We start from the raw sequence: 26,791 nt of genomic DNA on the forward strand, positions 1-26,791 counted from the left end.
CATCATAGCGATCCGAACCTTAATCCTTGAAAAGACTTCGCCAGCGGCACCAGACGGAATCCGACGCGATTGAAACGGCAGACACTGCCCGACATTGCGCTTTATCATTAGGATGGAAAGACCGGCGGCAACCGGAGCATTTCCCAGCATCGATGACGGGCAGATCCGAAAAGCGGAAGAGGAACCGCCGGATAGGCCCGAAGAATGTATTTTCAACACTCAACGATAAGGAACAGGGGAATGAACGACTTTACCAAATATCTCGCCGGTCGCGTGACGGCAGGGGGCATGAACCGCCGCGAGTTTATGGGCCGCGCCATGGCAGCCGGGCTGACGCTAACGGCCGCAAGCCAGCTCTTTGCCACAAGTGCCGAGGCTCAGACGCCGAAGAAGGGCGGGCATCTCAAACTGGGTCTGGAAGGTGCCGCAGCTACCGATTCCAAGGATCCCGCCAAGGCGCTTTCGCAATTCATGTTCGTCGTCGGCCGTTGCTGGGGCGACATGCTGGTGGAATCCGAGCCGCTGACCGGCAAGCCTGTACCCGCGCTTGCAGAATCCTGGGAGCCCTCGGAAGATGCGGTGACGTGGACCTTCAAAATCCGCTCCGGCGTAAAATTCCAAAACGGCAAGACCCTGACCGTCGACGACGTCATTGCCACGCTGAAGCGCCATACGGATGAAAAAGCGGAATCCGGCGCGCTGGGCGTGATGAAATCCATCAAGGATATCAAGGCCGACGGCGGCAACCTCGTACTGACGCTGACGGAAGGCAATGCCGACCTCCCGCTGCTGCTCACCGACTACCACCTGATCATCCAGCCGAACGGCGGTACCGACGATCCGAATGCAATGATCGGCACCGGCCCTTACAAGGTCGCGAGCTTTGAACCGGGAGTTCGCGCAACCTTCGAAAAGAACAAGGACGACTGGCGCTCCGATCGCGGCTTTGTCGATTCCGTTGAAATCATTGCGATGAACGACGCCACTGCCCGTATCGCAGCGCTTTCCTCCGGACAGGTTCATTATATCAACCGTGTCGACCCGAAGACGGTAGCACTCCTGAAGCGCGCACCGACGGTGGAGGTTCTTTCCACCTCCGGCCGCGGCCACTACGTCTTCATCATGCATTGCGACAAGGCGCCGTTTGACAACAACGATCTGCGGCTTGCGCTGAAATACGCCATGGACCGCGAGGGCATGGTAAAGACCGTCCTTGGCGGCTACGGCAAGGTCGGCAACGATTTCCCGATCAACAGCACCTATGCGCTTTTCCCGGAGGGAATCGAGCAGCGGGCCTATGATCCGGACAAAGCGGCGTTCCACTACAAGAAGTCGGGACACAGCGGCTCCGTTCTGCTGCGCACGTCGGAGGTCGCCTTCCCGGGAGCCGTCGATGCCGCCGTGCTTTATCAGCAGAGCGCCAAGAAGGCGGGCATCAACGTCGAAGTGAAGCGCGAGCCGGGCGACGGCTACTGGACGAATGTCTGGAACGTTCAACCCTTCTCCACCTCCTATTGGGGCGGTCGCCCGACGCAGGACCAGATGTATTCCACCGCCTATCTTTCCACGGCCGATTGGAACGACACGAGATTCAAGCGCCCGGACTTCGACAAGCTTCTTCTCGAGGCCCGCTCGGAACTGGACGAAACGAAGCGCAAGGACATGTACCGCACCATGGCAATGACGGTGCGCGACGAAGGTGGCCTCATCCTGCCGATGTTCAATGATTTCGTGAACGCGGCCAGCAAGAAGGTGAAGGGCTACGTTCACGACATCGGTAACGACATGTCGAACGGCTATGTCGCGACCCGCGTGTGGCTGGATGCCTAGTTCTTCGGAACGGAATGCCTATTGACGGATCGCGGGAGCCCCGCGATCCTCCTTCCGTTTCAAAAACGAGGCCTTCTGCCGATGTCCAATCCTGTCGAAACAGAGAGCCTGCCCGATCAGCGTTTTCGAGAACGTTTTCCGCTTCTTGCTCTTCTCATCGAGCGCATGCTGCTCTCGCTCCTGCTTCTTGTCGCCGTTTCGGTGCTGATCTTCGGCGGCGTCGAAGCTTTGCCCGGTGATTTCGCCACGACCTATCTCGGTCAATCGGCAACACCGCAGGCGGTCGCAAACATTCGCGCCGAACTCGGGCTCGACCGCCCCGTTGTCAGCCGTTATTTCGAATGGCTGGCTGGCGCGTTTCAAGGTGACTTCGGCACCTCTTGGGCGAGCAGGAATTCCGTCTCGGAACAAGTCGGCAATCGGCTCGGCAACTCGTTGTTCCTCGCCGGCTTTGCGGCGGTGATCTCCGTGCCGCTCGCCGTGGGGCTCGGGATGTTGTCCGTGCATTTCCGCAATCGTATGCCGGACAAGATCATCAACGTCATATCGCTTGCAGCAATCTCGCTACCGGAATTCTTCATCGGTTACCTGCTGATCCTCTATTTTGCCGTCAATTTCGGTGTCGCGACCTTCCCCGCCACCGTCTACGAGGGCATGGGCTTCATCGAGCGGCTCAAGGCGATTGCACTGCCCACCGCGACGCTGGTGCTCGTGGTGCTCGCACATATGATGCGCATGACGCGAGCGGCCATTCTGTCGGTCATGTCCTCCGCCTACATGGAGACTGCCGAACTCAAAGGTCTTTCCGCTTTTCGGGCGATCGTCAAACATGCCGCCCCCAATGCGCTCGCGCCGATCATCAACGTCGTGGCGCTCAACCTTGCCTACCTCGTGGTCGGTGTTGTCGTGGTGGAAGTCGTCTTCGTCTATCCCGGGATGGGCCAATACATGGTCGACGCGGTGACGGTGCGGGACATGCCGGTCGTCCAGGCCTGCGGGTTGATCTTCGCCGCCGTCTACATCTTCCTGAACATGCTGGCGGATATTCTCGCGATCGTCGCCAACCCACGTCTGAGGCATCCGCGATGAGGCTGAGAGAAATTCCCATTACCGCCTGGATCGGCATCCTCGGCATCGCACTTGCCTGCTTCTGCGCCATTTTCGCGCCGTTGATCGCTCCCTACGGGGAGACTGAGGTGGTTGGCGGCGTCTGGCAGGAGGCGGATGCGCAATTCTTCTTCGGCCTCGACAATCTCGGGCGCGACATTCTCTCACGACTGATCTACGGCGCCCGCACCACACTTTCCGTTGCTCTCGCCGCGACGGTGATTTCCTTTTCGCTCGGAATTCTCCTGAGCTTTATCGCCGCCGTTTCGGGCGGCTTGATCGACACGGTCTTTTCCCGCTTCAACGATCTGATGATGTCGATCCCGACCTTGATCTTCGCGCTGGTCGTTCTCGCCGTCCTGCCGCAGCACCTGATCGTGCTGATCCTCGTGATGGCGGTCTTGGATTCGACCCGCGTCTACCGCCTCGGCCGTGCCGTGGCACTCGACGTCGCGGTGATGGAATTCGTGGAAGCCGCCCGGCTGCGGGGTGAGGGCACCGCCTGGATCATTTTCCGGGAAATCCTGCCGAACACGCTCTCTCCGCTACTCGCCGAATTCGGCCTGCGCTTCGCCTTCTCCATCCTCTTTCTCTCCACCCTGTCCTTCCTCGGGCTCGGCATCCAGCCTCCGGCGGCAGACTGGGGCGGCATGGTGAAGGACAACAAGGACGGCATCATTTTTGGCATTTCGGCGGCTCTGGTGCCCGGCACAGCGATCGCGGCACTCGCCATTTGCGTCAATCTCGTGGTCGATTGGCTGCTCAAACGAACCTCCAGCCTCAAGGGGGGCCGTGGCGATGCCTGAACTTCTCTCCGTCCGCAATCTGAAGATCGAGGCGACCAGCTATCCACCCGGCGAGCCGCCCAAGTGCATCACCATCGTCGATGGAGTGTCCTTCGATCTTCAGAAGGGCAAGGTGCTCGGCCTGATCGGCGAGTCCGGTGCCGGCAAATCGACCATCGGCCTCTCTGCCCTCGCCTATGGCCGCGGCGGCGCCGAGATCACCGGCGGCGAGGTTTCGCTCAATGGAACGAACATCCTGGCATTGGGTAAGACCGGCATCCGCAAGGTGCGCGGCGCCCATGTCTGCTACGTGGCGCAATCGGCAGCCGCGGCCTTCAACCCGGCCCATCGTCTTGGCGATCAGGTGATCGAAGCTTCGGTCAAGCACGGGCTGATGACCAAAGACGAAGCCCGCAAGCGAGCCCTCTATCTCTTCCGCGTTCTCGGCCTGCCGAACCCGGAGACCTTTGGAGATCGTTTTCCGCATCAGGTTTCCGGCGGGCAGCTTCAGCGCGCCATGACGGCCATGGCGCTTTGCCCCAACCCGGAACTGATCGTGTTCGACGAGCCGACGACGGCGCTCGACGTGACGACGCAGATCGACGTGCTGGCGGCAATCAAGCATGCGATCGAGGAGACGGATACCGCCGCGCTTTACATCACCCACGATCTCGCCGTCGTCGCCCAGATCTCCGACGATATCATGGTACTTCGATATGGGAAGACGGTCGAATACGGTTCGGTGCAGCAGATCATCGAAGCGCCGACGCAGGATTATACCCGCGCGCTGGTGAACGTTCGCCAGACGGCACGGGAAGAGGCACCCGACCAGAGCCAGGCGCTGCTGAAAGTCGATAACGTCAGCGCCCAATATTCGAACGGCTTCAAGGTACTGCACGGAGTGTCGTTGCATCTGTGCAAGGGCCAGACGCTGGCGATCGTCGGCGAGTCCGGCTCCGGAAAATCGACGCTGGCGCGCGTCATCACCGGCCTCCTGCCGCCAAGCGACGGCAACATCACCTTTGAAGGCAAAGCCCTCACGCCTGAGCTGAAGAGGAGGCCGCGCGATGAACTTCGCCGCATCCAGCTCATCTATCAGATGGCCGATACCGCCATGAATCCGCGCCAGACGGTGCGCGATATCATCGGCCGACCGCTGACGTTCTACTATGGCCTGCGCGGTGCGGCAAAGACGGCGCGCGTCAAAGAACTGCTCGAGCAGATCGAGATGAGCAACGGCTTCATCGACCGTTATCCGGCGGAACTTTCCGGCGGCCAGAAGCAGCGCGTCGCGATTGCCCGGGCACTGGCCGCCAAGCCGGAACTCATTCTCTGCGATGAACCCACGTCCGCCCTGGATCCGCTGGTTGCAGAGGGTATCCTGAAACTGCTGATGAAGCTGCAGACGGAATCCCAGCTTTCCTACGTCTTCATCACCCATGACATCGCCATCGTGCGGGCCATTGCCGATTCCGTCGCCGTCATGCATCGCGGCCGACTGGTGCGCTTCGGACCGAAATCGCAAGCGCTTTCGCCGCCGTTCGATGATTATACCGACCTGCTGCTGAAATCCGTCCCGGAAATGGAGCTTGGATGGCTTGAGCGAGTTCTCACCTCGAGGCGCATGGCGAGCGCTGGAAACTGACTGTCTTTTTTGAAAGTGCATGCGACATGACCGAACGCTCTTTCACCGTCATCGAAAACCATTGGATCACGCTGGGGGACGGCACGCGGCTTGCTGCCCGCATCTGGATGCCTGACGGAGCGGAGGCCGACCCGGTGCCCGCGGTCTTCGAGTTCCTGCCCTACCGCAAGCGCGACGGAACGAGTGCGCGAGATGAATCGACCTACCCGGTCTTTGCCTCAGCGGGGATTGCCGGTGTGCGCGTCGACATCCGCGGCTCGGGCGAGTCGGACGGGGTCATCGACGGCGAATATACGGAACGGGAGCTGGCGAACGCCTGCGAACTGGTCGCCTGGATTGCCGATCAGCCATGGTCGAACGGCAATGTCGGGATGATGGGCATTTCCTGGGGCGGCTTCAACAGCCTGCAGGTCGCAGCGCTCCGCCCACCGGCCTTGAAGGCAATTATCTCGATCGCCTCCACCACCGACCGGTATAACGACGACATCCACTACAAGAACGGCTGCCATCTCTCGGCGCAGCTTTCCTGGGCGGCGACCATGCTTGCCTATCAATCGCGTCCGCCGGATCCGGAACTCGCCGGCGAGCGCTGGCGCGAAATGTGGATGGAGCGGCTGGAAAACGAACCGTTCTTCATGGAGGAATGGCTGACGCACCAGCGTCGAGACGACTTCTGGCGGCACGGCTCGATCTCCGAGGACTACTCGGCAATACAAATCCCGGCGCTGGTGATCGCGGGCTGGGCAGACGGTTATCGCAACACGCCGCTGCTGGCCGTCGAGGGTCTCGGCGAAAAAGCCAAGGCATTGATCGGGCCCTGGGTGCACAAATATCCGCATTTTGCCTGGCCAAAACCGCGCGCCGATTTTCTGGGCGAAGCAATCACCTTCTGGAACCGTTGGCTGCGCGGGGAGGAAAATGGCATCGAGGAGGTGCCGCAGGTGCGCGCCTATCTTCTCGACGGGCCGAAGCCTGCGCCGCGCCGCGATTCGGATCCAGGGATCTGGATTTCCAAACAGGCCTGGTCTGAACCGGACATGCGTTGCTTCTATGTCGATCAGTTCGGCACGCTGCTGGAGGGCATGCCGATCCCGCACCCGCCGGCGCATGAAATGTATCTGAAGTCGCCCCTCGATACGGGCACGGCCTCGGGTGAATGGTTCACTCTGAAACCCGATGCCGAACTCGCCGGTGACCAGCGTGTCGACGACGCCGGCTCTCTGGTCTTCGAGACCCTGCCGCTTTCCGAGCCCCAGACCTATCTCGGCCGGCCTGTCCTCACCGTTTCGCTTCGCGCCGACGCGGAACTTGCGAACCTTTGCGCTCGCGTCGTCGATATACATCCGGACGGTTCGGCGACGCGCGTTTCCTTCGGAGTCATCAACCTCGCCCATCGTGATGGCAATGCCGAACCGAAGCCGCTGACGCCGGGCGAGCCGGTCTCGACCCGCCTCACGCTCGACGCCTGCGGTTACCGTTTCGGAAAGGGACACCGCATCCGGCTGTCGCTGTCGACCGCCTATTGGCCGACGGTGCTGCCGCCTCCGGTAAATCCGGGACTGACCATCGATACTGCTTCCCTAGGCCTTGCGATGCCCATGCTTGGCAAACATGAACTGTTTGAGATGAAGCAGCCGGACAATCCCGATCCGCTGCCGAAATACATCGCCCATACACCACCCGTCACGAGGCGCAGCGTTACCCGCGACCTCTCCGCCAACCGCACCGACTACCTCGTTCACGAGGATACCGGGCTTGTCGAACATCCGGGCAGCGGTCTTTCGACACGGCAGCTCCGAGAGGAGCTCTGGTCCATCTCACCGGATGATCCGCTTTCCATGAAAGGCACCGCCATCTGGACCTGCGATATGCAGCGGCCGGGCTGGTCGGTGCGGACAATTTCGATCTCACGGATTTCCTGCACCGACAAGGACTGGCTGATCGGCGCCTCCGTCACCGCTTATGAGGACGAAAAGCAGGTGTTCGAGAAGATATTCGAGAAGGCGATTCCGCGCGATCTCATGTAGAGGCTGTCGAGAGCGCCCTGAGCGCGGCAACAGCGCGTTCCGCATCCGCAACGGGAACGAAGATATGGTCGTGGTAGTAGGCCGCGACGACGTTGGCGCTGATGCCTTCTTTGGTCAGCGCGCTGGCCATCGCGGCAGTCATGCCGACCGCTTCCAGCGACGAATGCACCATCATGGTGATGCAGCGGAGCGGCGCACTCGCCGCAAGGCCTGCCCGTTCGGCGGCTTCCCTGGGCAGGATCAGTGTCAGGCCTTCCGCCTCGAAGAAAAGGCCGATCGGTTTCAAGGGCATGTAGCTATTCAGCGTTTCGGGCGGCACCGTCGCGTAGACAAATTCCCCATCGACAAGTTTGGGCTCGAGACCCGCCAGCAGGACGGAGAGGTCCATGATGCCGCTCATTGCAGGTTCTCAGCCAATCGCCTGACCGCTTCACATAACGCATGGAAACCTTCGCGGGCGCCGTGGCTCATGTGCCGAGCCCGCAGCCAGGCATGCACCATCTGTGGTTCTTTACGTATGCTGACCTCGACCCCCGCCTGCTTCAGCCGTTCGGCGTAAAGATGGCCATCGTCGCGGAGTGGATCGAAATGCGCCACCGTGATGTAAGCGGGCGGCAGACCGGCCAGATCATAGGCCAGCAGCGGATGGGCCACCGGCTCGTCCACCGGCGCTTTCAGGATCGCCCGGTAATAGGCGACGTCAGCCGTCGTCAGTCCGGGCGCCTGCGCCATGTCAAGGTAAGAGCCCGAGACCAGATCTCCGCCGAGGCTGGGGTAGATCAGCACCTGACCGATAACGCCGGAAAGTCCCTCGTCGCGCGCGCGCAAAGCCAGCCCCGCCGCCAGATTGCCGCCGGCGCTGTCGCCGATCAGGACGATCCTGCTTCCCTCTCCAATAAGCTGTTTCAACACGCCGAAGCAATCGTCCGTCTGGGCCGGCCAGACATGTTCCGGCGCCAGCCGGTAGTCCACCGAAACAAGTTCCGAGCCGGTATGATCTGCAATCTCGGCGCAGATCGCATGATGGCTATCGAGCGACCCCACCACAAAGCCGCCGCCGTGCAGGTAGAGCAATACGGTTCCTGTGCGTGTCGTCGCCGGCCGATAACGGCGGACGGGCACGAACAGCATCTGGTCTTGAAAGACGAGGCCATGCGGCAGGGGCCGATCGAAACGGGCGCAAAGTGCATCATACCAGGCGCGCTGCTGCTCGATCGAAGCATTGACGGCATCCGGCGGATAGAAGCTGTCGCATACCCTCAGGAACTCCAGTATCCCGGGCTCTTCCGGGTAGGGGCCTGTCTCGGAAGAGGTGGTGTCCATCGTCATCAAACCTTCGAGGGGCGGGATCTGAAGGTTAGGGCGGCGGTAGGCGGTCCACAAGGCCGGAATGCACGCGAAACAGCGAACGACGGCACGAATCCATCTTGCATGACCGGCACCAGCTTCTAGTCTGCCTTCCGTGTCGGCATGTCTCTAACTGCAAGGTGCTTTTCGTGACGGATTTTTTAAAGACCCGCTCGTTCTTCTATCTGCCGGAGGGAGTGATTTACCTGGACGGCAATTCGCTCGGCCCGCTGCCGCTGTCTGCCAGGGAACGCGTCGACAGGCTGATGGCGGAGGAATGGGGCCAACTCCTCATCAAGGGCTGGAACAAGGCAGGCTGGATGACGATGCCGCGCCGGATAGGCGATCGCGTCGGCAAGCTGATCGGTGCCGCGCCGGGCACGGTCGTCATGGGTGATACTCTGTCGATCAAGGTTTATCAGGCGCTCGCCTCCGCCCTCGAACTGGTGCCGGAACGCAAGGTCATCCTCTCCGACAGCGGCAACTTCCCCTCTGATCTTTACATGGCTCAGGGGCTTGTCGGCTCGCTTGGCAAGGGGCACAGGCTGAAGATCGTCGAACCCGAAGAGGTGGAAGCTGCCATCGACGAGACGGTCGCCGTATTGATGCTGACCGAAGTGGACTATCGTACCGGCCGGCTGCACGACATGAAAACGCTGACGAAGAATGCCCATTCCGCCGGTGCCGTCACTCTTTGGGATCTCGCCCATTCCGCCGGCGCGCTGCCGGTGGATCTGGCTGGAGCGGAGGCGGACTTCGCTGTCGGCTGCACCTACAAATATCTGAACGGCGGCCCGGGCGCTCCGGCTTTCATCTATGTCGCGCCGCGCTATGCGGAGAAGGTAAGGCCGGCTCTTTCCGGCTGGTTCGGGCACGAACAACCCTTCGCCTTCGATCTCGGTTACCGGCCTGGCGGCGGGATCGATCGGATGCGGGTCGGCACGCCACCGATCCTCGGCCTCGCCGCTCTCGATGCGGCGCTCGATGCCTGGGAGGGAGTCGATATGCAGGAGGTACGCAAGCAGTCGATCAGACTATGCGACCTGTTCGTGACGGAGGTCGAACGTCGGTGCCCTATGCTGGAACTCGGCTCGCCGCGCGACGGCCAGAAGCGCGGCAGCCAGATCTCCTTCCTTCATCCGGAAGGCTACGCCATCATGCAGGCCCTGATTTCCCGCGGCGTCATCGGCGATTTCCGAGCTCCAAACGCAATCCGCTTCGGCTTTACGCCTCTTTACATCGCTGAGGCGAACGTTCTGAAGGCAGTCGCCGTCCTGGAGGACATCATGACCAATCGCCTTTGGGATACCGCGGAATACAAACAGCGGGCATTGGTAACCTGAGCAGCTCGGCGAGGCTGAGGGATCAGCCGGAAACCAATCAATCAAGGGGTTCGCACATGGAGATTGTTTACAAAGAAACAATCTCCATGTAAACAAACAGACGGGCGGGAGGAGATCGCCCACTTTTGTCCTGGGAGGATTTTATGAAAAACCGGTTTTTTGCTGGGATAGCGGCGATTGCCGTCATGTCCCTTCCTGTATTCGCCAACCCCGCGCTGGCCGACATCACCATCGGTGTCACGATACCCACCACCGGCCCTGGCGCCGCGCTCGGCATTCCGCTGAAAAACTCGATAGAACTCTGGCCCAAGGAGATCGCCGGCGAAAAGCTCAAGGTGATCTTGCTTGACGATGCCGGCGACCCCTCGATCGCTACGACCAACGCTCGCCGGTTTGCCAACGACGACAAGGTCGATGTGATAATGGGTTCGGCGCTGACACCGGCTGCGATCGGTGCCGCCGGCGTTGCCGCTGAAGTCGGCGTGCCGCATTTCGCGATTTCGCCGGTGCCGCCGCCGGTTGCCAAGGGGAAATGGACTTTCGTTCTGCCGCAGTATTCGAGCGTACTGGCCAAGCGCATGTTCACGCGCATGAAGCAGGACGGGGTGAAGCGCGTATCCTTCATCGGCTTTGCGGATTCCTACGGCCAGCAATGGGTCGAGGAACTCAAGAACACCGGCAAGGAATACGGCCTCGAGGTCGTGGCCGACGAACGTTACGCCCGTGCCGACACTTCGGTTTCCGGCCAGGTTCTCAAAGCGATTGCCGCCAAGCCCGACGCCGTCTTCATCGGCGCTTCCGGCACGGGTGCGGCATTGCCGCAGATCGGCGTGCGCGAGCGTGGTTTCACGGGTCCGGTCTACGTTGTCTCGGGCGCCGTGACCTTCGAATTCCTGCGCATCGCCGGCAAGGCGGTGGAGAACACGATCTTCTCTTCCGGCCCCATCATGGTCGCGGAAGACCAGCCCGACGATTCGCCGACCAAGGCGGAAGGTCTGGCTTACCTCAAGGCTTATGAAGGCAAATTCGGGCCCAACAGCCGCACGCAATTCGGCTCGCATGTCTGGGACGCCATGGTCATCCTCAAGAAGGCCGTGCCAGTCGCACTGCAGAAGGCCAAACCGGGCACCTCGGAATTTCGTGCAGCGCTGCGCGATGCCATAGAATCGAGCGGTCCCTATAATGCCACCCACGGCGTATTCCAGTTTACGCCGCAGGATCATTACGGCCTCGACCAGCGCGGTGCTGTGCTGTTGACCGCCAAGGACGGCAAATTCCAGCTGCTGCCGGAAAAGAAGTAAGCTGTTTTCGCCGAACGGCCAGTGCGGCTTTCCCTTCCCCCTATCGAGGGGAAGGCCACACTTTCTCCCCGTCATCCGGTCTTGATCCGGTATCCGGCGCTAGGAAAGCCTTGTGCGCCAGAGGCTCTCGCAAGGAGCCGTTCCCGGCGCGGGCTCGCCGTGTCGGCAACGGTCTGCATTTACTGAAGCATGCTATCCGCCGCAGGCGGATCCTTATCGAAACTCCATTCCAATCGCACAAGCGTGGGGGATGCATTTGGACGCGACCATTGCGACATTCCTGATCCAGGACGGCCTGACCAACGGCGCGGTCTACGCGCTTTTGGGATTAGCCATCGTCCTGGTGTTTTCGGTCACCCGCGTGATCTTCATTCCCCAGGGCGAGTTTGTTGCCTATGGCGCACTGACGCTTGCCACACTGGATACGGGAAATGTCCCGGGAACGCCCAAGCTCCTCCTTTGCTTCGGCGTGGCTGCCTTCCTGCTGGACCTCTGGTCATGGCGTCGCGATCTCAAGGTCGACGCGCTCGTCCGAAACGTCGCCCTCAACCTTGGTTTGCCTCTATTGATCTACGGCGCCGTGCTTTATCTCGCGCCGCTGCAACTGCCCTCGGTCGTCCGCGTATTGATTACCGTGTCGATCATCGCGCCGATGGGCCTCTACGTTTACCGCATCGCCTACCGGCCGCTGGCGGATGCATCGGTACTGGTGCTGCTGATCACATCGGTAGGCGTCCACCTCGCCATGCTGGGTCTCGGCCTGATCTTCTTCGGCCCGGAAGGCCTGCGCGCCGCACCGCTGCATGACGGCAGTTTCTCCATGGGGCCTCTGCTGGTGACGGCCCAGAGCGTCCTGATCTATCTCATGACTATCCTGATCATGATCGCCCTCTATTTCTTCTTTGAAAAGACGCTGCTCGGCAAGGCGTTGCGGGCAACCGCTGTCAACAGGCTTGGGGCGCGCCTTGTCGGCGTGCGGACACAGCTGACGGGCGTCACGGCCTTCGTGCTGGCGGCGACGATCGCCGCCCTATCGGGCGTGCTGATGGGACCGATCACCACGATCTACTACGATACCGGCTTCCTGATCGGCCTCAAGGGCTTCGTCGCCGCCATCCTCGGGGGCATGGGCAGCTTTCCGGTAACGGCCATTGCCGCGATCGGTGTGGGCATGGTCGAATCTTTCGCTTCGTTTTTCGCCAGCAACTACAAGGAAATCATCGTGTTCGGCCTGATCGTCCCGGTGCTGATCTGGCTCTCCATCGGCGCTGTCCACCACGAGGAGGAATAAGCCATGATGGCCAACAAGCATCTCATGCCCGGCATTGCAGCCATCGCCCTCCTCGCGGTTTTTCCGCTGCTGCCGGTGCCGCCGTTCTGGATAACGCTCGCCAACAATATCGGACTCGCCTCATTGGTCGCCATCGGCCTCGTGCTTTTGACCGGTGTCGGCGGACTGACCTCCTTCGGCCAGGCGGCATTCTGTGGGTTCGGGGCCTATACCACCGCCGTGCTGACCACCGCCTATGGCTTTTCGCCGTGGGTGACCCTGCCGCTGTCGCTACTGGTGGGCGGGGCCGTTGCCGTTCCGCTGGGGCTGATGACGGTGCGGCTTTCGGGACACTATCTGCCGCTCGGCACCATCGCCTGGGGCCTAGCCATCTATTATCTTTACGGCCGCATCGAACTGCTCGGCCGTTATGACGGCATCACCGGCATCCCGCCCTTAAACATAGCCGGCTATCCCTTCCTGAGCGGCCAGTCGATCTTCTACGTTATCTGGGTCTTCGTGATCCTGACGGCCATCGGAGCCCAGAACCTGCTCGATTCACGAACGGGCCGTGGCATTCGCGCCCTTCGCGGCGGTGGCCAGGCAGCCGAGGCTTTCGGCGTCAACATCGTCCGGGCAAAGCTCATCGTCTTCATCTTCGCCGCTATCGTCGCAGCCCTTTCCGGCTGGCTTTACGCCCATATGCAGCGTTCGGTGAATTCCACGCCCTTCGGTCTCAACATGGGGATCGAGTATATGCTGATGGCAGTGGTCGGCGGCTCCGGCTACATATGGGGTGCCATCTTCGGTTCGGCATTCGTGCTGATCGTCAAGGAAATCCTGCAGCGCGTGATGCCGGAGCTCGTCGGCACTGGCATCAACGTAGAGATGGTCGTCTTCGGAGTTCTTCTTGTCGCCATCCTGCAGCTTGCCCGGAACGGCCTCTGGCCCATGGTGGCGCGCCTGATGCCTATGAAAGGTCAGCTGTCGATCCCGACCTCCGTGCGGAAACTTGCAAAGCGCACGCTTGCCCCGGCCGGTTCGCCGCTCATCAAGGTGGACAGGGCTCGCAAGGCCTTTGGCGGACTGGTGGCAGTCAGCGACGTGAGTTTCGAGGTCAAGGCCGGGCAGATCGTCGGACTGATCGGTCCGAATGGTGCGGGAAAAAGCACGACCTTCAACCTGATCACCGGCATAGCATCGCTCACCAGCGGCTCCGTCTCCTACCAGGGTCAGCCGTTGACCGGAAACAGCCCGCGCGAGATCGCCAAACATGGCATCGCCCGGACCTTTCAGCACGCCAAGATCCTGCCTGACATGTCGGTCTTGGAAAACGTGGCCCTCGGCGCCCATCTGCGCGGTAGCGCCGGCGTGCTCAGGAGTTTTCTGCGTCTGGACCGGGAGGAGGAGGCAACATTGCTTGCCGAAGCCGCCTACCAGCTCGATCGCGTCGGCCTCGGCCAATATCGCGACCGGCCGGCGGGCGATCTGGCCCTCGGCCAGATCCGCATTCTCGAAATCGCTCGCGCCCTTGCCGCCGATCCGACGATACTGCTGCTCGACGAGCCCGCGGCAGGCCTGCGGCACGGAGAAAAGCAGGAGCTTGCCAATCTCCTGAACAAATTGCGCCAGGAGGGTGTCAGCGTGCTCTTGGTCGAACACGATATGGGTTTCGTCATGGGCCTGGTCGATCATCTCGTCGTCCTCGACTTCGGCACGCTGATCGCCGAGGGCCGGCCGGCGGAAGTCCGTAGGCATCCAGCCGTGGTTGCCGCCTATCTCGGAGGTGTGGCATGAGCCGGAACCTGCTCGAACTCACCGATATCCACGTCTCCTACGGGCGCGCCGAGGTTCTGCATGGCATTTCGCTTGCCATGCGGCCCGGCAGCATCGTCACCGTGATCGGCGCGAATGGCGCCGGCAAGACCACGCTGCTGAATGCAGTCATGGGCGTCATCCCCTCCACCGGCGCGATCCTCTATGATGGAGTCCCGGTGCCGCGCTCCGTTGAGGCGCGCGTCGCCGCCGGACTATGCCTTGTGCCGGAAAAGCGCGAGCTTTTCTCATCCATGACCGTCGAGGACAATATCGAACTCGGCGGCTTCCTGCGCAGCGCCTCCGAACGGGGAGAGACCCGGGAGGAGCTTTATGCGCGCTTCCCGCGGCTTGCCGAGCGGCGCAAGCAGCTGGCCGGCACGTTATCCGGCGGCGAACGTCAGATGCTGGCGCTGGCGCGCGCGCTGATGAGCCGTCCGCGCCTGTTGTTGCTCGACGAGCCTAGCCTGGGGCTCGCGCCAAAAATCGTCGCCGACATCCTGAACATCGTCTCGGAACTGCGAAAAACCGGAGTGGCCATCCTGCTGGTGGAGCAGAACGCCCGGGCGGCTCTGGAAATTGCCGATGAAGGTTACCTGGTGGAACTCGGCGAGGTGCGCCGCTCCGGGCCCGCGGCCGAACTGGCCGTCGACCCTGCGCTCATGGAAAGCTATCTTGGCGCACATTCCTGAACCCCTGCCCGATCAGTCAAAGCTCTCGACGAATTTCTGGCGGAATTCGTCCATTCGGTAGACCGGCGTCTCCTTCGCCGGAAGCATGCCTGGCTGCCATTTCCAGCGGTCGAGGCGCTTCAAAACCTCCGGGTTGCCGGCGACGATATGAACCGGCACATCACGGGACGCACCCTCCCCGGTGATGATCGAGGCGGGCTGATGATCTCCGAGCAGGATGAAAAGCGTGTTTTCCCCATATCGCGCCATATAGGAGCCGAGGGTCTCAAGCGTGTAGTCGATCGAGGCTGCATATTGCGAACGCACCCGCTCCGGATCCGCCCAGACGACCGAGGCGGGGTCGCCGCTCTCCGCTTGGCCGTTGAAGATGGTGCCGTCACCAATCTTGTCCCAGTCGACCAGAGAAGGAATTGGCGTCCATGGCGCATGGCTGGAGATCAACGCAATCTCCGCCATGACGGGTTGGCGGCCCTGTGACCGCTCCAGCTTCTCAAAGGCGGCGAGCGTATACTGATCCGGCATCGTCACCCAATTGAAGGGTCTCCCCTTGTAGCCAAGTCCCGCGGCGGCATGAACGCGGTCGTAGCCGAAATAGGCGGATTCCGGCCAGTCGAGCGTAATCGCCGGCATCACTGCGGCAGTTCGCCATCCCGACGCACGAAAAAGGCTGTTGAGGCTTCGCCGCTCGCTCGTGATCATCCGGTCGTAACGGGACTGATTGCCGACCCATAGGCCCGAAAGAAGAGTGCCATGCGCAAGCCAGCTCAAACCTCCAACCGTGGGCGACGTGAGCCAACCGCTGCGTGCCTGCAGTCCTGACGCTTCGATCTGCCGCTCGACTGCGGCGAGGCGATCATGGACCCGAGCCGCATATGGGCGGTCTTCGATCGCACTACGGCCATAGGATTCGACAAAGACAAGCACGACGTCCATGCCGGACAGCGCGGAAAAATGCGGGCCGGAGGAAACCCCGTCCCGCGCCAGTTCGCCCTCGAAGCGATCGAGGTCGGCGCTCGACTCCCTCACCATCTCGATCCGGTTGACGATGTAGGGGAAGGTCGGCGCATCGACGCCGAGATTGCGACGGTCGCTATCCTGCACGGCAAAGAGCGCCAGGCCGACAAGTAAAACTACGCCGCTCCCGATTGCCGATCGCCGCCGTGTTTCGACTGAAAGATTGCGGAAGCCGCCGAGCGACCAGTAGAGCAAGGCGATGACCAGAAGCCATGCGAGCAAACCGGCGCAGATGATTCCGACGGCCTCCCTGACCCCCACCGCACCGCTCAGGAGATTCCATCCATCGGTCAGGATCTTGACGTCGAGATACGGGTTGAACGGCCGCTGGAAGGCAATGCCGGTGCCAAGGTCCGCCAGCTTGAGGAGCAGCATTGCGGCTGCGAGGAAAGTGGCTGACCATCGCAGGAGGGCCAAATACCGGCCACTCATCGTTGACGCCAGGAATGCAAGCCCCACGAGTTCGAGAGGAAATCTTACGTCAGAAAGGTCCGCGAAGGTCTGCGGATTGGAGGGCAGCGCCAGGATCAGAGCGACCAGCATCAACGAAATCGTGATGCGAAGAGTGGAAAACCGGTTTACAGCCGGATGCGTATGATACTCTGCAGGAAAGTTGCGACCTCGTTCGCGAAAAGGCCGGTATTCATTCATGCGTCACTCTCTCCGTCATTGTTGCAGGCTATGCGTCTACTGAAGTCTATCGGCTTTATTGCGGCTGTGACACTTCTCGTTGCCGTGATCTGGTGTTCCGATCCGCAGCGAATCGCAACACATCTGTCGTCAGCGAGCCCCCTTTATGTCGTCGCGGGGCTGCTTCTGGTTCAGGTCCAGATCGTGCTTTCCGCCTTGCGTTGGCGTTTCACGGCGGCGAGGCTTGGGCAGGACCTGGGCCGCAGTCAGGCAATCGGCGAGTATTACCTGGGAACGCTGCTCAACCAGCTTCTTCCGGGTGGCATGGCGGGCGATACTTTGCGGGTCTTCCGTAACCGGGCTGGAATACCAAGGGGTTGGAAGATTCCTGCCCAGGCGGTAATCCTCGAGCGGATTGCCGGCCAGGGCGTGTTCTTCCTCGTGGCGACCTGTGGAGTGCTGATCTGGCCACTCTTCGGTGGCGCGATGATCCCGGAAAATCTGCGCTCTCCCCTTCAAGGTTTCGCGTTTTTCGTCGCCGTGACGGTGTTTGCCGCCCTGATTGTCCTTCGCTATCCGCCGCGAAAGATTGAGCCTCACATGAAAAGGCTGCGGACAGCGTTTGCGCTGGTCTTTCTGCAGGATCGGGCATGGCTGCTGCAGGCGGTGTTGAGCGTTACAATCGTCGGAAGCTACATTGGCATGTTCATGGTGGCGTCAGCTGCTGTCGGCGCACCATTGCCGGCGCTCGCGGCCGTGACCGCCATTCCGCTCGGTCTGTTGACGATGCTGATACCGGCCACTATCGCCGGATGGGGAGCCCGGGAAACGGCGGCTGCGTCGCTCTGGCCCCTTTTCGGTTATACGGCTTCGGACGGAATTGCGGCCAGCATTCTCTATGGCCTCATGGCGCTGGCGGGTGCCACACCCGGTCTGATTGTCGTTGTTGCAGCACTCGGTCAAAAGCGGACCTGACGCGTCACGTCTCTAACCGAGCATAGATATCGCCGGACGAGGCGTTTTCCGTCAGCCGGGACAGTTCGATCAGCATCTCGTCGGCAGACATCCATCCGTCACCCACGAATTGATGCCGCTCTCCTTCGACGCGATTGAAAAGATAGGGCCCGAGCCTGCGCAGATGGCCGATCGCCGCTTCTGCGATCTCCATGGTGGCTGGAATATATTCGAAGGCGACGAGCGGGATCGGATGATGCAAGCCGGCTATGATATCGGCTTCCGCACCCTCCACGTCGATCTTGCAGAAACGGGGAAGACCGAATTCGGCGATCAACGCGTCCAGCGTCGTCATTTCAACACGCTCGACGCGGTCCCAGGTGACGTTGCTGAAACCCCGGGTCTTGCCGACCTTCGAAATCCAGGAGGACGAAATGCTGGTTACCGTAGGATGCCTCCGCGAAATATGCAGATCGACGCTTCCCGCGTCCTTCCCCACGGCTTTGCGCAGCAGGATGAGATCTGGGCCGGCAAAGGTCCTCTGGATAAAATCGGCAAACATCGGTTGCGGCTCGAGCGCGACCACTTTCGCCTGGAGCGAAAGCAGCGTGCGGCTGCGGCTGCCGGCATGCGCGCCAATATCGAAAACGAGGTCACCCGGCCTGATGAAGCCTGCATAGAAGCGCCTGAGCGCCGAACGGCGCCAGGGTTGGCCATAATAGATGAGCAATGAGCGGGCGAGCCCGAGGGAGGCCGCGAAATCAGCCCGCATGGCCGCGTCCGCTCCTGTTCAGCAGAAACGCCACGTCGACGGCGAAAGAGTAGGTGAGCGCGGCAAGCGCCCCTGCCGCAAGCAGATTGGAGACCGGTGACGCTACCACCGGAAACAGGAGCAGCCATAGCGTTATTCCTTGCACGACGCAGATCGCCTTGCGCCGGGTGGAGGGCGGCAGCTCGCCTCGGAGCCCAGGAAAGAGCGTCTGAGCGGCAACATAGCCGTAACGCATCAGGCCGATTAGCAGCACCCAGGCTCCAGCCTTGTCGAGCTGAAAAGCAGCCAGAGACAGGAAAAAGATGAGCAGGGCATCGATTTCCATGTCGAAACGGGCACCGAAAGGCGAAGCCGTACGGCCTCTTCGGGCGAAATAACCGTCTATTCCATCCAGGCCCAGCGCAATGGCAACCACCGATCCCGTAAGCCAGAGCGCTTCGGGATGATGGCCGAAACCGCTTGACGCCAGCAACAACCCGCCCAGGACGGCAGTGACCGCGCCGCGGATCGTCGTGATGATGTTCGCGAAGCCGAACCGGCTGTGCCCGTGCCCACCGAGGTTACCAAGCGAGACTGCCGAAATTGCTGCATAAATGGCAAAGGCGGTACCGAGCGCCGGGGTATCGAGCGCCAAAAGGCCACCGAAAAAATGCATACCCCCCAAAAGAACCACTCCGACCGCTAAAGTGGCCGCAGCGGCATCGACAAACAGCGACCGGCGGGCATTCCGACCCGGCATCTCGTCTGGACGATGAGCGCCGGTCCACTCAGCCATCGCAGCCACCCTTCAAGAAGATTTTCCAACCGCAAATTTTTAGGAAATGCGTGACACCGCCCATCTTCTCCGAAAGATCATGTGAAAAATTCATGACAAGCTCCTTATGAGCAAGATGGGGAGATTTACGGCGAGCAGCCAAGGCTGGATTTCGAAAGCCCCGTCAAATAAACGTGATGCGGCACTTACCCACTCGCGGAAACGCTCCCTTGCCGCCATCGATTAAGTTCCTAGGTGTGAGCTGATAGGAGTGAAAGGGCTGGTATTTGACAAGGCGTGAGACAGCTCAGGAAGCAACCGTGACGAATGAAAGCCGTGCGCTGTGGTTCGAAGGGGCAGCGCGCTGTGCGCTGCGTCGTGAAACCTTGCGCGCCGGTGGCACAGACGAAGTCACGGTTCGGACACTCTTCAGCGGCATCAGCCGTGGCACCGAGTCCCTCGTCTTTGAAGGACACGTGCCGGAAAGCGAGTACGACCGGATGCGGGCACCTCATCAGGCCGGCCAGTTCCCTTTTCCCGTCAAATACGGATACGCCGCCGTAGGTATTGTGGAGGCCGGGCCTGGATCTTTGGTAGGAAGGCCGGTCTTCTGTCTTCATCCCCATCAGGACCGGTTTCGTGTGCCGTCCGTTTCCGTTTATGCGCTGCCGGCGGATCTGCCGCCCGAACGCGCTGTCCTCGCTGCCAATATGGAGACCGCCCTCAATATCGTCTGGGACGCGAGGATACAGCCGGGTGACCGGGTGGCCGTTTTCGGCGCCGGCGTTGTCGGGCTGATCGTCGCCTATCTGGCGTCGAGGATCATCGGCACAGAAACGACGATCTGCGACGTAAATCTCGATCGTTTGGAAGCTGCAAAGGCTCTCGACATCCGGTTCACCCTGCCCGATTCCGTCCCCGATGATTGCGATGTATTGATCAACGCCTCCGCTTCGGACGCGGCTCTTGCCACGGCGCTCGATCATGCCGGCTGCGAAGCCCGTATCGTCGAGGCCAGCTGGTATGGGGGGCGCCTTGCGCAGATCCCCTTGGGAGGCGCTTTCCACGCCCGGCGGCTCTCCATCGTCAGTTCCCAGGTCGGTACTTTGCCCCCGGATCACCGCCCTCGCTGGAATGCAGGACGGAGAATGACGAAAGCCCTCCAGCTCCTTGCCGATAGCAAGCTCGATTGCCTGATTTCGGGAGAAACCGCCTTCGGGACATTGGCCGACGACTATGCAGGCATTATCGGCTCGCCTGCCACACTCTGCCACCGCATTCGTTTTTGAGGAAATTGCATGTTCGCCGTTGAAGTCCGTGATCACGTCATGATCGCGCATAGCCTTCCCCGCCCGATTTTCGGGCCTGCACAAGGCCTGCACGGGGCCACCTTCGTGGTCGACGCCGCCTTTTTTACGGAAGACCTCGACGACAATGGACTGGCCATCGATATCGGACTTGCCATTGATGTTCTGAAAGAAGTCCTCGCGCCGCTGAACTATCAGAATCTGGATACGCTCGAGATATTCGCAGGCCGGGTAACGACGACGGAATTCCTCTCAAAGTACATTTTCGACCGCATCGCCGAGGAGATCGGCAAAGGCCGGCTGGGCGGAAATGGTGGGCGCATTCGCAAGCTGCGCGTTATGCTGCACGAATCCCACATGGCCCGAGGCTGGTACGAGGCGGAATTGTGAACCGAGATCTCGTCTTTGCTTACCCTGGAGATATAGAAACCCGCACGGGCGGATACGGCTACGACCGGCGCGTCATCGCATCGCTTGCCGAGCGCGGCTGGAATATCGAGCTGGTTTCACTCGGCGAGGGTTTCCCGAGCCCCAATAACGCCGAGCTCGACGATGCAGGGCGGCTTCTTTCGGATAAATGTCGGGACGGAAGCCTCGTCCTGATCGATGGGCTTGCTTTCGGGGTCATGAATCAATGGGCGGAACGAGAGGCCAACAGGCTGAAGATAGTGGCGCTTGTGCATCACCCCCTGGCTTTGGAAACCGGGCTCAGCGAGGTAAGGCAACAGGAGTATGTAGCGCGGGAGAGGACGGCGCTTGCGCATAGCCGCGGGGTAATCGTTACATCGCACGCCACCGCAGCGGAACTCGCTACCAACTATCAGGTACCGTTCGAAAGGATCGCGGTGGCCACTCCCGGGGTTGATCCGGCGCCCCTGGCGGTTGGCGGAGGCGATCCGCCGGTGATTCTCAGCATCGGCACCTTGACCCGCCGCAAAGGCCACGACGTGCTGATCTGTGCGCTCGAAGCGATACGTGGCCTGCCCTGGATATGTCGTATCGTCGGAAGCAAGACGCTCGATCCGGCCATAGCTGCGGCGCTGGAACAACAGGTCGCTCGGTCCGGCTTGGACGACCGCGTCGATTTCGCCGGCCAGCTGGACGACGTGCGCGGTGAACTCGCCAAGGCCGATATTTTCGCACTTGCCAGCCGCTATGAAGGCTACGGCATGGTCTTTGCAGAAGCGCTCGCGCAAGGCTTGCCCATCGTGGGCTGCGCAGCCGGTGCCGTGCCGGATGTCGTGCCGGAAAGCGCCGGTTTCCTCGTACCTCCGGATGATCCGGAAGCTTTTGCTGCCGCTTTGCGCCGGCTGCTGCAGGAACCGGACACCCGCATTGCCATGGCGGATGCGGCAGCGATCGCAGGCGCGAGTTTGCCGTCCTGGAAAGACACCGCCATTGTCATATCCGATTTCCTGGAGGCGGTGCCGTGACCGGCTTCGACAAGGCTTGGCTTGCCTTGCGGGAGCCGGTGGATGTCCGCTCCCGTGATCAGGCTTTGCTGGCCGGAGCGATCGAAGCCGCCGGTAACGCTGCCAAGACCGGCATTCTTGACATCGGCTGCGGCACCGGTTCGACTTTCCGCGCTCTTTCGCCCAAGATGGGCAGGAGCCATCGGTGGCGGCTGTTCGATCACGATCCGCAACTGCTCGATGAGGCTCGCCGCCGTCATGCGGGCGAGGCGGAGTTCGTCTGCGGGGATCTGAACGATCTGGAAGCTCTGCCGCTCGCGGATGTTGCTCTGGTGACGGCTTCGGCGCTTTTTGACCTCTGTTCCGAGCGATACATCCTGGCGCTTGTCGAAAAGATTTCAGAAACCGGGGCCGGCCTCTATGCCGCGCTGAACTATGACAGCGAGATTCATTGGTCGAAAACACATCCCCTCGATGAGGCGATTGTGGCGAGTTTCAACGCTCATCAGTTGAGCGACAAGGGATTTGGCGTATCGCTCGGACCGACCGCCTGGAAAAGGCTAGCCGAATATCTGCAGGAAAGCGGATATACTGTTCGAGTGGCCCCGTCGCCTTGGGTCATGACCACGGATGACGCGAAGCTGCAACGGCTCTTTCTCGACGGAATAGTCCGTGCGGTCTACGAATATGGCCTGTTCGATCCAGCCGAGATCGATGACTGGGCAGATTTCCGGACCCAAGTGATCGACGAGACTGGAAGTTCATGCCGTGTCGGCCATCAGGACATCCTCGCAATCCGGTGATGGCACCACTTGCCGGGCGTCGACACGCAAATTGCAGTCGAAAACGATATCGCTACCGATGTTGTAGATTTGAACCTCCGGGCGACGCGCCTCGGAGAGCCGGTCGATCGGCGCGAGCCGGATCCCCGCCGGCCCTGATCCGATAATGATCGGTGAAACGGAAACATGCAGCCGATCGATCAATTGCGCGTCGATGAAGCGCGAGATCGTGTTTGCGCCCCCTTCCACCAGGACGGCCGTGAGGTCGCGCTCGGCGAGCGCCGCAAGAATGTCGCGGGGCGCCAGGCCGCCGTCCGCTTGTCGCGGCAGCGAGATCAGTTCATGCCTGCCGTTGTGGCGCAACACGTCATCCGCCTGGATGACGACAACTGGCGTACCGCCATCGTTCAGCATCTTGGCGCGATGGGGCATGCGCCCATTGCAGTCCACCACGACGCGCACGGGGCTCCTTCCGGGTACGGCACGAACGGAAAGGCTAGGATCATCCGCCACCACGGTTCCAACACCGACGACCACAGCATCAACGAGCGCGCGGCAGCGGTGCAGATGGGCAATCCCATCGCACCCCGAAACATCCTGAGCGTCTCCCATCGGAGTAGCGATACGGCCATCCAGCGACTGGCCGACTTGCGCCAGGACGAACGGCCCATTCCGCCGGGCGATCGGCGCGTAAAGGGGCAGACAGGAGAGGTCGGCATCGGGGGAAAGCACACGCGGTCGGACCAGGCCCTCGCGAAGCGAAAGCAGATGCTGCCACGTCTCTTCGGTTACTCTGACTGATTGCATACACTGCCTCGTTAGCCGGCCGGAAACTGGAAATGCCGCAACGGAAAAGAAGTTCCTTGCCCCTGCTATATAGGTTTAGTGCATCCCGAGAAACTCACCTTGTGGATACTTCGGCAAAGGTCCGTCAACCCGAGGAATACGATCGAGGCGGTCAGATTTGAACCCGATACGCCTTCACCATAAGGCTTAGCCTCATCTCATTGACTTACTCGCCTGACCGGGTTCTGCCAGTTATCAGATGATGAAAGCGCGAAAGCGGCACTGACACTCTGGACCCGGGCATCATCTGATGATTGCGATAGGAAGCTTTGCCTCGATTTCTAACCGCGCGATATCGGCCACGATTTTGGCGCTCGCTTTCATGATGCTCTACGCGGTCGGGATACAGGGCGTAATGAAGGCGGGGCCGATCGGCGACGACTTCATGGTCTTCTATCGCGCGGGAGGCCTGTTTCTCCAAGGTGGCGATCCCTGGCTTGCGCTGATGAATACTCCGCAGCCCTATTCCTATCCGCCCCACTCGCTTTCGATCGTTGCTGCCTTCAGCCTTCTTCCTCAGCCGATCGCCCTTGCACTCCATATCGCGATCTGCCTGGCTGCCATTGCGGTCATGTGCTACTGCGCCAACCAATGGTTTCTGAACATCAAGAGCTTCAGAAGCATGACCATTGCGCAAGCCTTGGCGCTGGCGCTGATCGTCGGCAATCCCTATACGGCGACCAGCTTGTATCAGGGCCAGATGACATTGCCGGTCATAGCTGCATTGTTGTTATCCTGGCATTTCCGGCAAAAGGGCCAATGGGTGACGGCGGGCATTTTTCTTGCTCTTGCCACCCTGAAACCGCAGCTTTCCGTCCTCTACGTCATCTGGCTGCTCATGTCGGTGAATGTCGGGGTGGTTCTGGTGGGGGGCTCGCTCGCCGGCCTCATGATCCTGCCGGGCGCACTGGTCCTTGGCCCGTTTAAGCCATTCGAAAGCTGGCTGACCTCGCTTGGCGGCTATTCGCACGTTTCCATCAATGCGCCGGGCTCACCCTTCGTCGTCGGCATGGAAAGCCTTCTGGTGGCGCATGGGCTCGAGCCGGACCGCCTCTGGTTGATTCTGTTGTGCCTGGCGGGAACGGCTCTTCTGCACAGGTACCGGCGCCATCTCGACCAGACGGTTACCTTGCACGCATTGCTCGTGCTCTCTTTCACGTTTCTCTATGCGCACGACTATGATTATGTCGCGGTCATCCTGTTGTGGAGTTACGGGATGATGATGGTCCTCAATAGCGCAAGCTTTGTAAAATTGGGCTTCTACGCCATTTTGGCGCTTGGCTTCTTCATACCGCAGAGGTTGCTTCGCGATATCGATATCCCGCTTATCGTCCATTCGCGAACATTGATCCTCGCAGCACTTTGCCTGGCGGTGATCGTCTGGAGCAAGGAGATCAATCGGGCGACATCTCTCGACAAGCGCTATTCCTCCGTCGCAGCCTGATCTTTGGTTGGCCCACGGGCGGCGATCCCACGTCAGCTCTTCAGGAGCCGTTGTACGGCCTGCCATTTGGGATGGCTCGCGCCCTCGATCTCCAGCAGTCCCCAGCTTCCCCATTTGCTGGGTTCGCCCATCGAGGCAAAAACCGCGTACAGGTCGCCGCCGGCCGCCCACCAGTTCCGAATATGCCGAATGTAGAGGTCTCCCATACGGGGATCCCTGTTGGCGGCGATAAACAGATTCGTCAGCTTTTCGTTATTCTCGGCGCCGCCGAAACCGACGAGGTGCTGGCCTCCTTCATAGGCGTATAGTTTCACTCCATGCTCTCGCGCGATTTCCGCCTGAGTTTCGATGGATCTCTTGTTTTCCGTCTCGATTTCCTTTGCCAACTCGAAGAAGATCCGGCTGAGCGGCCAGGTGGAGACTTCCTCCGCCCGTTCCGGCGCTCCGAGTCCGCCGCCGAAATAAGGGGCAATAGCCAACACATCCGCGTGTTCCCTCACCCCATTCCAGGACATGATGGTCGTGCTCGTCCAGTCGTTTGCCGCCTGGGCGCAATAGACGCCGATGATCCGGTGCTTGTCGGCACCGAACACATCTTCCCATCTCGAGATGATCTGCGTCGCGCGATGGGCATAATATCGAAGCTGGGCTTGGTAGCCGTCGGTCGAAAAGCCGAGCGCAAGCCCTTGCTTTCCCGCATAGTCCGCTTGATCGAACATCATATTCCAGACCTCATTGGAATATTCGACATGCACGTTCAAACTTGGATCGAGATCCTTGCGCACCTGTTCAGCGAAGCGCTGAACATAATCGTCATCCGCCAGATGCGGCATGTTGAACCAGGGATCGACTTTCACTTCGTTGCTGAGCTCGATCATGTATTCGAGCGGAACACCGAGGTCGGAGCGGCCGAATTGCCCCGGCCTGGGCCTGTCGTTCCAGCTCCGCACCTGCGAATTGTTGGTGCCCATCCAATCCATGAAGCGCAGGGCGGACATGCCCTTGAGCCTTTGCAGAAACGGCTCCCGGAACCTGCTTTTCGGGATCGGGCCACGCTCGTAGACCCTGATATTGCGAATCGGATCCGCAGGGTCGGTTTCCAATATGCGGCCGGTAAAGGCGTCCGGCTTCCGCAGATTCCGAACATGGTCCCGTCCGGGAAACCGAGCCTCGAGTTCGCCGCCGCCGACATAGGTCATTCGGCCCTTCCCGTCATAGTGGACGGAAAGCTCGACAGGCAGGTTTTTGCGATGCTCGGTGAATATCAGGAAACTGTCCATCACCGACCCCTTTGGAACCCGGGTCGGGTAGCCGTCTTCCGTCATGGGAGGCAGCGGCGTGTCCCAGGTGAAGGGTGCGTCCTCGATCTGTACCCGCCAGCGGGCCGCGTTGTGGGCAAGATTGGAAAAGGCCTGTTCCGCAGCCCAATAGGACATACCGCTTATATTCAGGGCCAGACGGCCGGGGGACGGGGCGGCCGCAAGTGCCGGACCGTTGCTCGAACCGCTGAGGAAAGGCGTGAATGCGGCACTCGACAACAATTGCAGCAACGTACGGCGGTTCACCTGGACCCTCCTTGAACGCGAAGCTGCTGCCATCTCGGCTTGAGACATCCACGACCGTCGCATCGAAAGCCATACGCGCATCGCCGGCAAGCAGCCCAAAAGGCGGCGCCGGACCTCCAATCGGATATGCGTCTAGACCTTTTGCATAG

The 26,791-nt window shown here is 60.8% G+C and carries 23 protein-coding genes; 16 read left to right on the forward strand and 7 right to left on the reverse strand.

Going from position 1 to position 26,791, the window contains the following annotated elements:
* Window positions 1–240: 240 nt before the first annotated feature.
* From C5L13_RS26050 to C5L13_RS26070, 5 genes are all read left to right on the forward strand, one after another.
* Window positions 241–1,830, forward strand: coding sequence for an ABC transporter substrate-binding protein (locus C5L13_RS26050; RefSeq protein WP_105386185.1), 1,590 nt, complete (start codon window positions 241–243; stop codon window positions 1,828–1,830).
* 81 nt (window positions 1,831–1,911) lie between these two features.
* A complete protein-coding gene (locus C5L13_RS26055; protein WP_105386239.1) occupies window positions 1,912–2,919 on the forward strand; it encodes an ABC transporter permease in 1,008 nt (335 codons plus the stop codon).
* Window positions 2,916–3,743 carry an ABC transporter permease gene (locus C5L13_RS26060; protein WP_105386186.1) on the forward strand — a complete coding sequence of 276 codons (828 nt, stop codon included), beginning with the start codon at window positions 2,916–2,918 and terminating at the stop codon, window positions 3,741–3,743. The genes C5L13_RS26055 and C5L13_RS26060 overlap by 4 nt, the downstream gene beginning before the upstream one ends.
* Entirely contained in the window at window positions 3,736–5,367 is a 1,632-nt protein-coding gene (locus C5L13_RS26065) for an ABC transporter ATP-binding protein (RefSeq protein WP_105386187.1), read from the forward strand. Before C5L13_RS26060 ends, C5L13_RS26065 begins: the two co-directional genes overlap by 8 nt.
* Window positions 5,368–5,393: 26 nt before the next feature.
* Window positions 5,394–7,394 carry a CocE/NonD family hydrolase gene (locus C5L13_RS26070; protein ID WP_105386188.1) on the forward strand — a complete coding sequence of 667 codons (2,001 nt, stop codon included), beginning with the start codon at window positions 5,394–5,396 and terminating at the stop codon, window positions 7,392–7,394.
* Here C5L13_RS26070 and C5L13_RS26075 read toward each other — a convergent pair.
* Together C5L13_RS26075 and C5L13_RS26080 are read right to left on the reverse strand one after the other, a co-directional pair.
* Window positions 7,387–7,794, reverse strand: a complete 408-nt coding sequence (locus C5L13_RS26075; protein WP_105386189.1) for an ACT domain-containing protein — start codon at window positions 7,792–7,794, stop codon at window positions 7,387–7,389. The genes C5L13_RS26070 and C5L13_RS26075 overlap by 8 nt on opposite strands.
* Window positions 7,791–8,723, reverse strand: coding sequence for an alpha/beta hydrolase (locus tag C5L13_RS26080; RefSeq protein ID WP_245571473.1), 933 nt, complete (start codon window positions 8,721–8,723; stop codon window positions 7,791–7,793). The genes C5L13_RS26075 and C5L13_RS26080 overlap by 4 nt, the downstream gene beginning before the upstream one ends.
* Window positions 8,724–8,890: 167 nt before the next feature.
* On the opposite strand from C5L13_RS26080, the gene kynU reads away from it, so the two are divergent.
* The 5 genes from kynU to C5L13_RS26105 all read left to right on the forward strand — a co-directional run bounded on the left by kynU (window position 8,891) and on the right by C5L13_RS26105 (window position 15,162).
* Window positions 8,891–10,084 carry a kynureninase gene (gene kynU, locus C5L13_RS26085; protein ID WP_105386241.1) on the forward strand — a complete coding sequence of 398 codons (1,194 nt, stop codon included), beginning with the start codon at window positions 8,891–8,893 and terminating at the stop codon, window positions 10,082–10,084.
* A gap of 143 nt (window positions 10,085–10,227) precedes the next feature.
* Window positions 10,228–11,385 carry an ABC transporter substrate-binding protein gene (locus C5L13_RS26090; protein ID WP_170117331.1) on the forward strand — a complete coding sequence of 386 codons (1,158 nt, stop codon included), beginning with the start codon at window positions 10,228–10,230 and terminating at the stop codon, window positions 11,383–11,385.
* 256 nt (window positions 11,386–11,641) lie between these two features.
* On the forward strand, window positions 11,642–12,676 hold the full coding sequence (locus tag C5L13_RS26095; protein ID WP_105386243.1) for a branched-chain amino acid ABC transporter permease: 1,035 nt from the start codon (window positions 11,642–11,644) through the stop codon (window positions 12,674–12,676).
* Between the two features lie 3 nt (window positions 12,677–12,679).
* Window positions 12,680–14,452, forward strand: coding sequence for a branched-chain amino acid ABC transporter ATP-binding protein/permease (locus C5L13_RS26100; protein WP_105386190.1), 1,773 nt, complete (start codon window positions 12,680–12,682; stop codon window positions 14,450–14,452).
* A complete protein-coding gene (locus C5L13_RS26105; protein ID WP_105386191.1) occupies window positions 14,449–15,162 on the forward strand; it encodes an ABC transporter ATP-binding protein in 714 nt (237 codons plus the stop codon). The genes C5L13_RS26100 and C5L13_RS26105 overlap by 4 nt, the downstream gene beginning before the upstream one ends.
* Window positions 15,163–15,174: 12 nt before the next feature.
* Here C5L13_RS26105 and C5L13_RS26110 read toward each other — a convergent pair whose 3' ends face one another.
* Window positions 15,175–16,827: a sulfatase-like hydrolase/transferase gene (locus C5L13_RS26110; RefSeq protein ID WP_245571474.1), complete on the reverse strand. Its 1,653-nt coding sequence runs from the start codon at window positions 16,825–16,827 to the stop codon at window positions 15,175–15,177.
* 30 nt (window positions 16,828–16,857) lie between these two features.
* Between C5L13_RS26110 and C5L13_RS26115 the strand changes: the two genes are divergently transcribed.
* A complete protein-coding gene (locus C5L13_RS26115) occupies window positions 16,858–17,781 on the forward strand; it encodes a lysylphosphatidylglycerol synthase transmembrane domain-containing protein (protein ID WP_205836888.1) in 924 nt (307 codons plus the stop codon).
* A gap of 4 nt (window positions 17,782–17,785) precedes the next feature.
* Here the strand turns inward: C5L13_RS26115 and C5L13_RS26120 are convergent, their stop codons facing one another.
* Window positions 17,786–18,532, reverse strand: coding sequence for an FkbM family methyltransferase (locus C5L13_RS26120; RefSeq protein WP_105386193.1), 747 nt, complete (start codon window positions 18,530–18,532; stop codon window positions 17,786–17,788).
* Window positions 18,522–19,307, reverse strand: coding sequence for a CDP-alcohol phosphatidyltransferase family protein (locus C5L13_RS26125; RefSeq protein ID WP_105386194.1), 786 nt, complete (start codon window positions 19,305–19,307; stop codon window positions 18,522–18,524). Before C5L13_RS26125 ends, C5L13_RS26120 begins: the two co-directional genes overlap by 11 nt.
* A 299-nt stretch (window positions 19,308–19,606) precedes the next feature.
* Between C5L13_RS26125 and C5L13_RS26130 the strand changes: the two genes are divergently transcribed.
* Genes C5L13_RS26130 through C5L13_RS26145 form a run of 4 tightly spaced genes read left to right on the forward strand, consistent with a single transcriptional unit; the run spans window position 19,607 to window position 22,808 of the window.
* A complete protein-coding gene (locus C5L13_RS26130; protein WP_245571481.1) occupies window positions 19,607–20,575 on the forward strand; it encodes a zinc-dependent alcohol dehydrogenase in 969 nt (322 codons plus the stop codon).
* A gap of 9 nt (window positions 20,576–20,584) precedes the next feature.
* Window positions 20,585–20,983: a 6-pyruvoyl trahydropterin synthase family protein gene (locus tag C5L13_RS26135; RefSeq protein ID WP_105386195.1), complete on the forward strand. Its 399-nt coding sequence runs from the start codon at window positions 20,585–20,587 to the stop codon at window positions 20,981–20,983.
* Window positions 20,980–22,026 carry a glycosyltransferase family 4 protein gene (locus C5L13_RS26140; protein ID WP_105386196.1) on the forward strand — a complete coding sequence of 349 codons (1,047 nt, stop codon included), beginning with the start codon at window positions 20,980–20,982 and terminating at the stop codon, window positions 22,024–22,026. Before C5L13_RS26135 ends, C5L13_RS26140 begins: the two co-directional genes overlap by 4 nt.
* The gene (locus tag C5L13_RS26145) at window positions 22,023–22,808 is read left to right on the forward strand and encodes a class I SAM-dependent methyltransferase (protein ID WP_105386197.1); all 786 of its coding nucleotides are present in this window, start codon (window positions 22,023–22,025) and stop codon (window positions 22,806–22,808) included. The genes C5L13_RS26140 and C5L13_RS26145 overlap by 4 nt, the downstream gene beginning before the upstream one ends.
* Here the strand turns inward: C5L13_RS26145 and C5L13_RS26150 are convergent.
* The gene (locus C5L13_RS26150) at window positions 22,767–23,594 is read right to left on the reverse strand and encodes a RibD family protein (RefSeq protein WP_105386198.1); all 828 of its coding nucleotides are present in this window, start codon (window positions 23,592–23,594) and stop codon (window positions 22,767–22,769) included. The genes C5L13_RS26145 and C5L13_RS26150 overlap by 42 nt on opposite strands.
* Window positions 23,595–23,883: 289 nt before the next feature.
* On the opposite strand from C5L13_RS26150, the gene C5L13_RS26155 reads away from it, so the two are divergent.
* Window positions 23,884–25,077 carry a glycosyltransferase family 87 protein gene (locus tag C5L13_RS26155; protein WP_105386199.1) on the forward strand — a complete coding sequence of 398 codons (1,194 nt, stop codon included), beginning with the start codon at window positions 23,884–23,886 and terminating at the stop codon, window positions 25,075–25,077.
* A 32-nt stretch (window positions 25,078–25,109) separates the two neighbouring features.
* Here the strand turns inward: C5L13_RS26155 and C5L13_RS26160 are convergent, their stop codons facing one another.
* The gene (locus tag C5L13_RS26160; protein WP_245571482.1) at window positions 25,110–26,642 is read right to left on the reverse strand and encodes a hypothetical protein; all 1,533 of its coding nucleotides are present in this window, start codon (window positions 26,640–26,642) and stop codon (window positions 25,110–25,112) included.
* Window positions 26,643–26,791: the final 149 nt, after the last annotated feature.

The sequence above is a fragment of the Neorhizobium alkalisoli genome (assembly GCF_002968635.1).
Lineage (GTDB): Bacteria > Pseudomonadota > Alphaproteobacteria > Rhizobiales > Rhizobiaceae > Neorhizobium > Neorhizobium alkalisoli.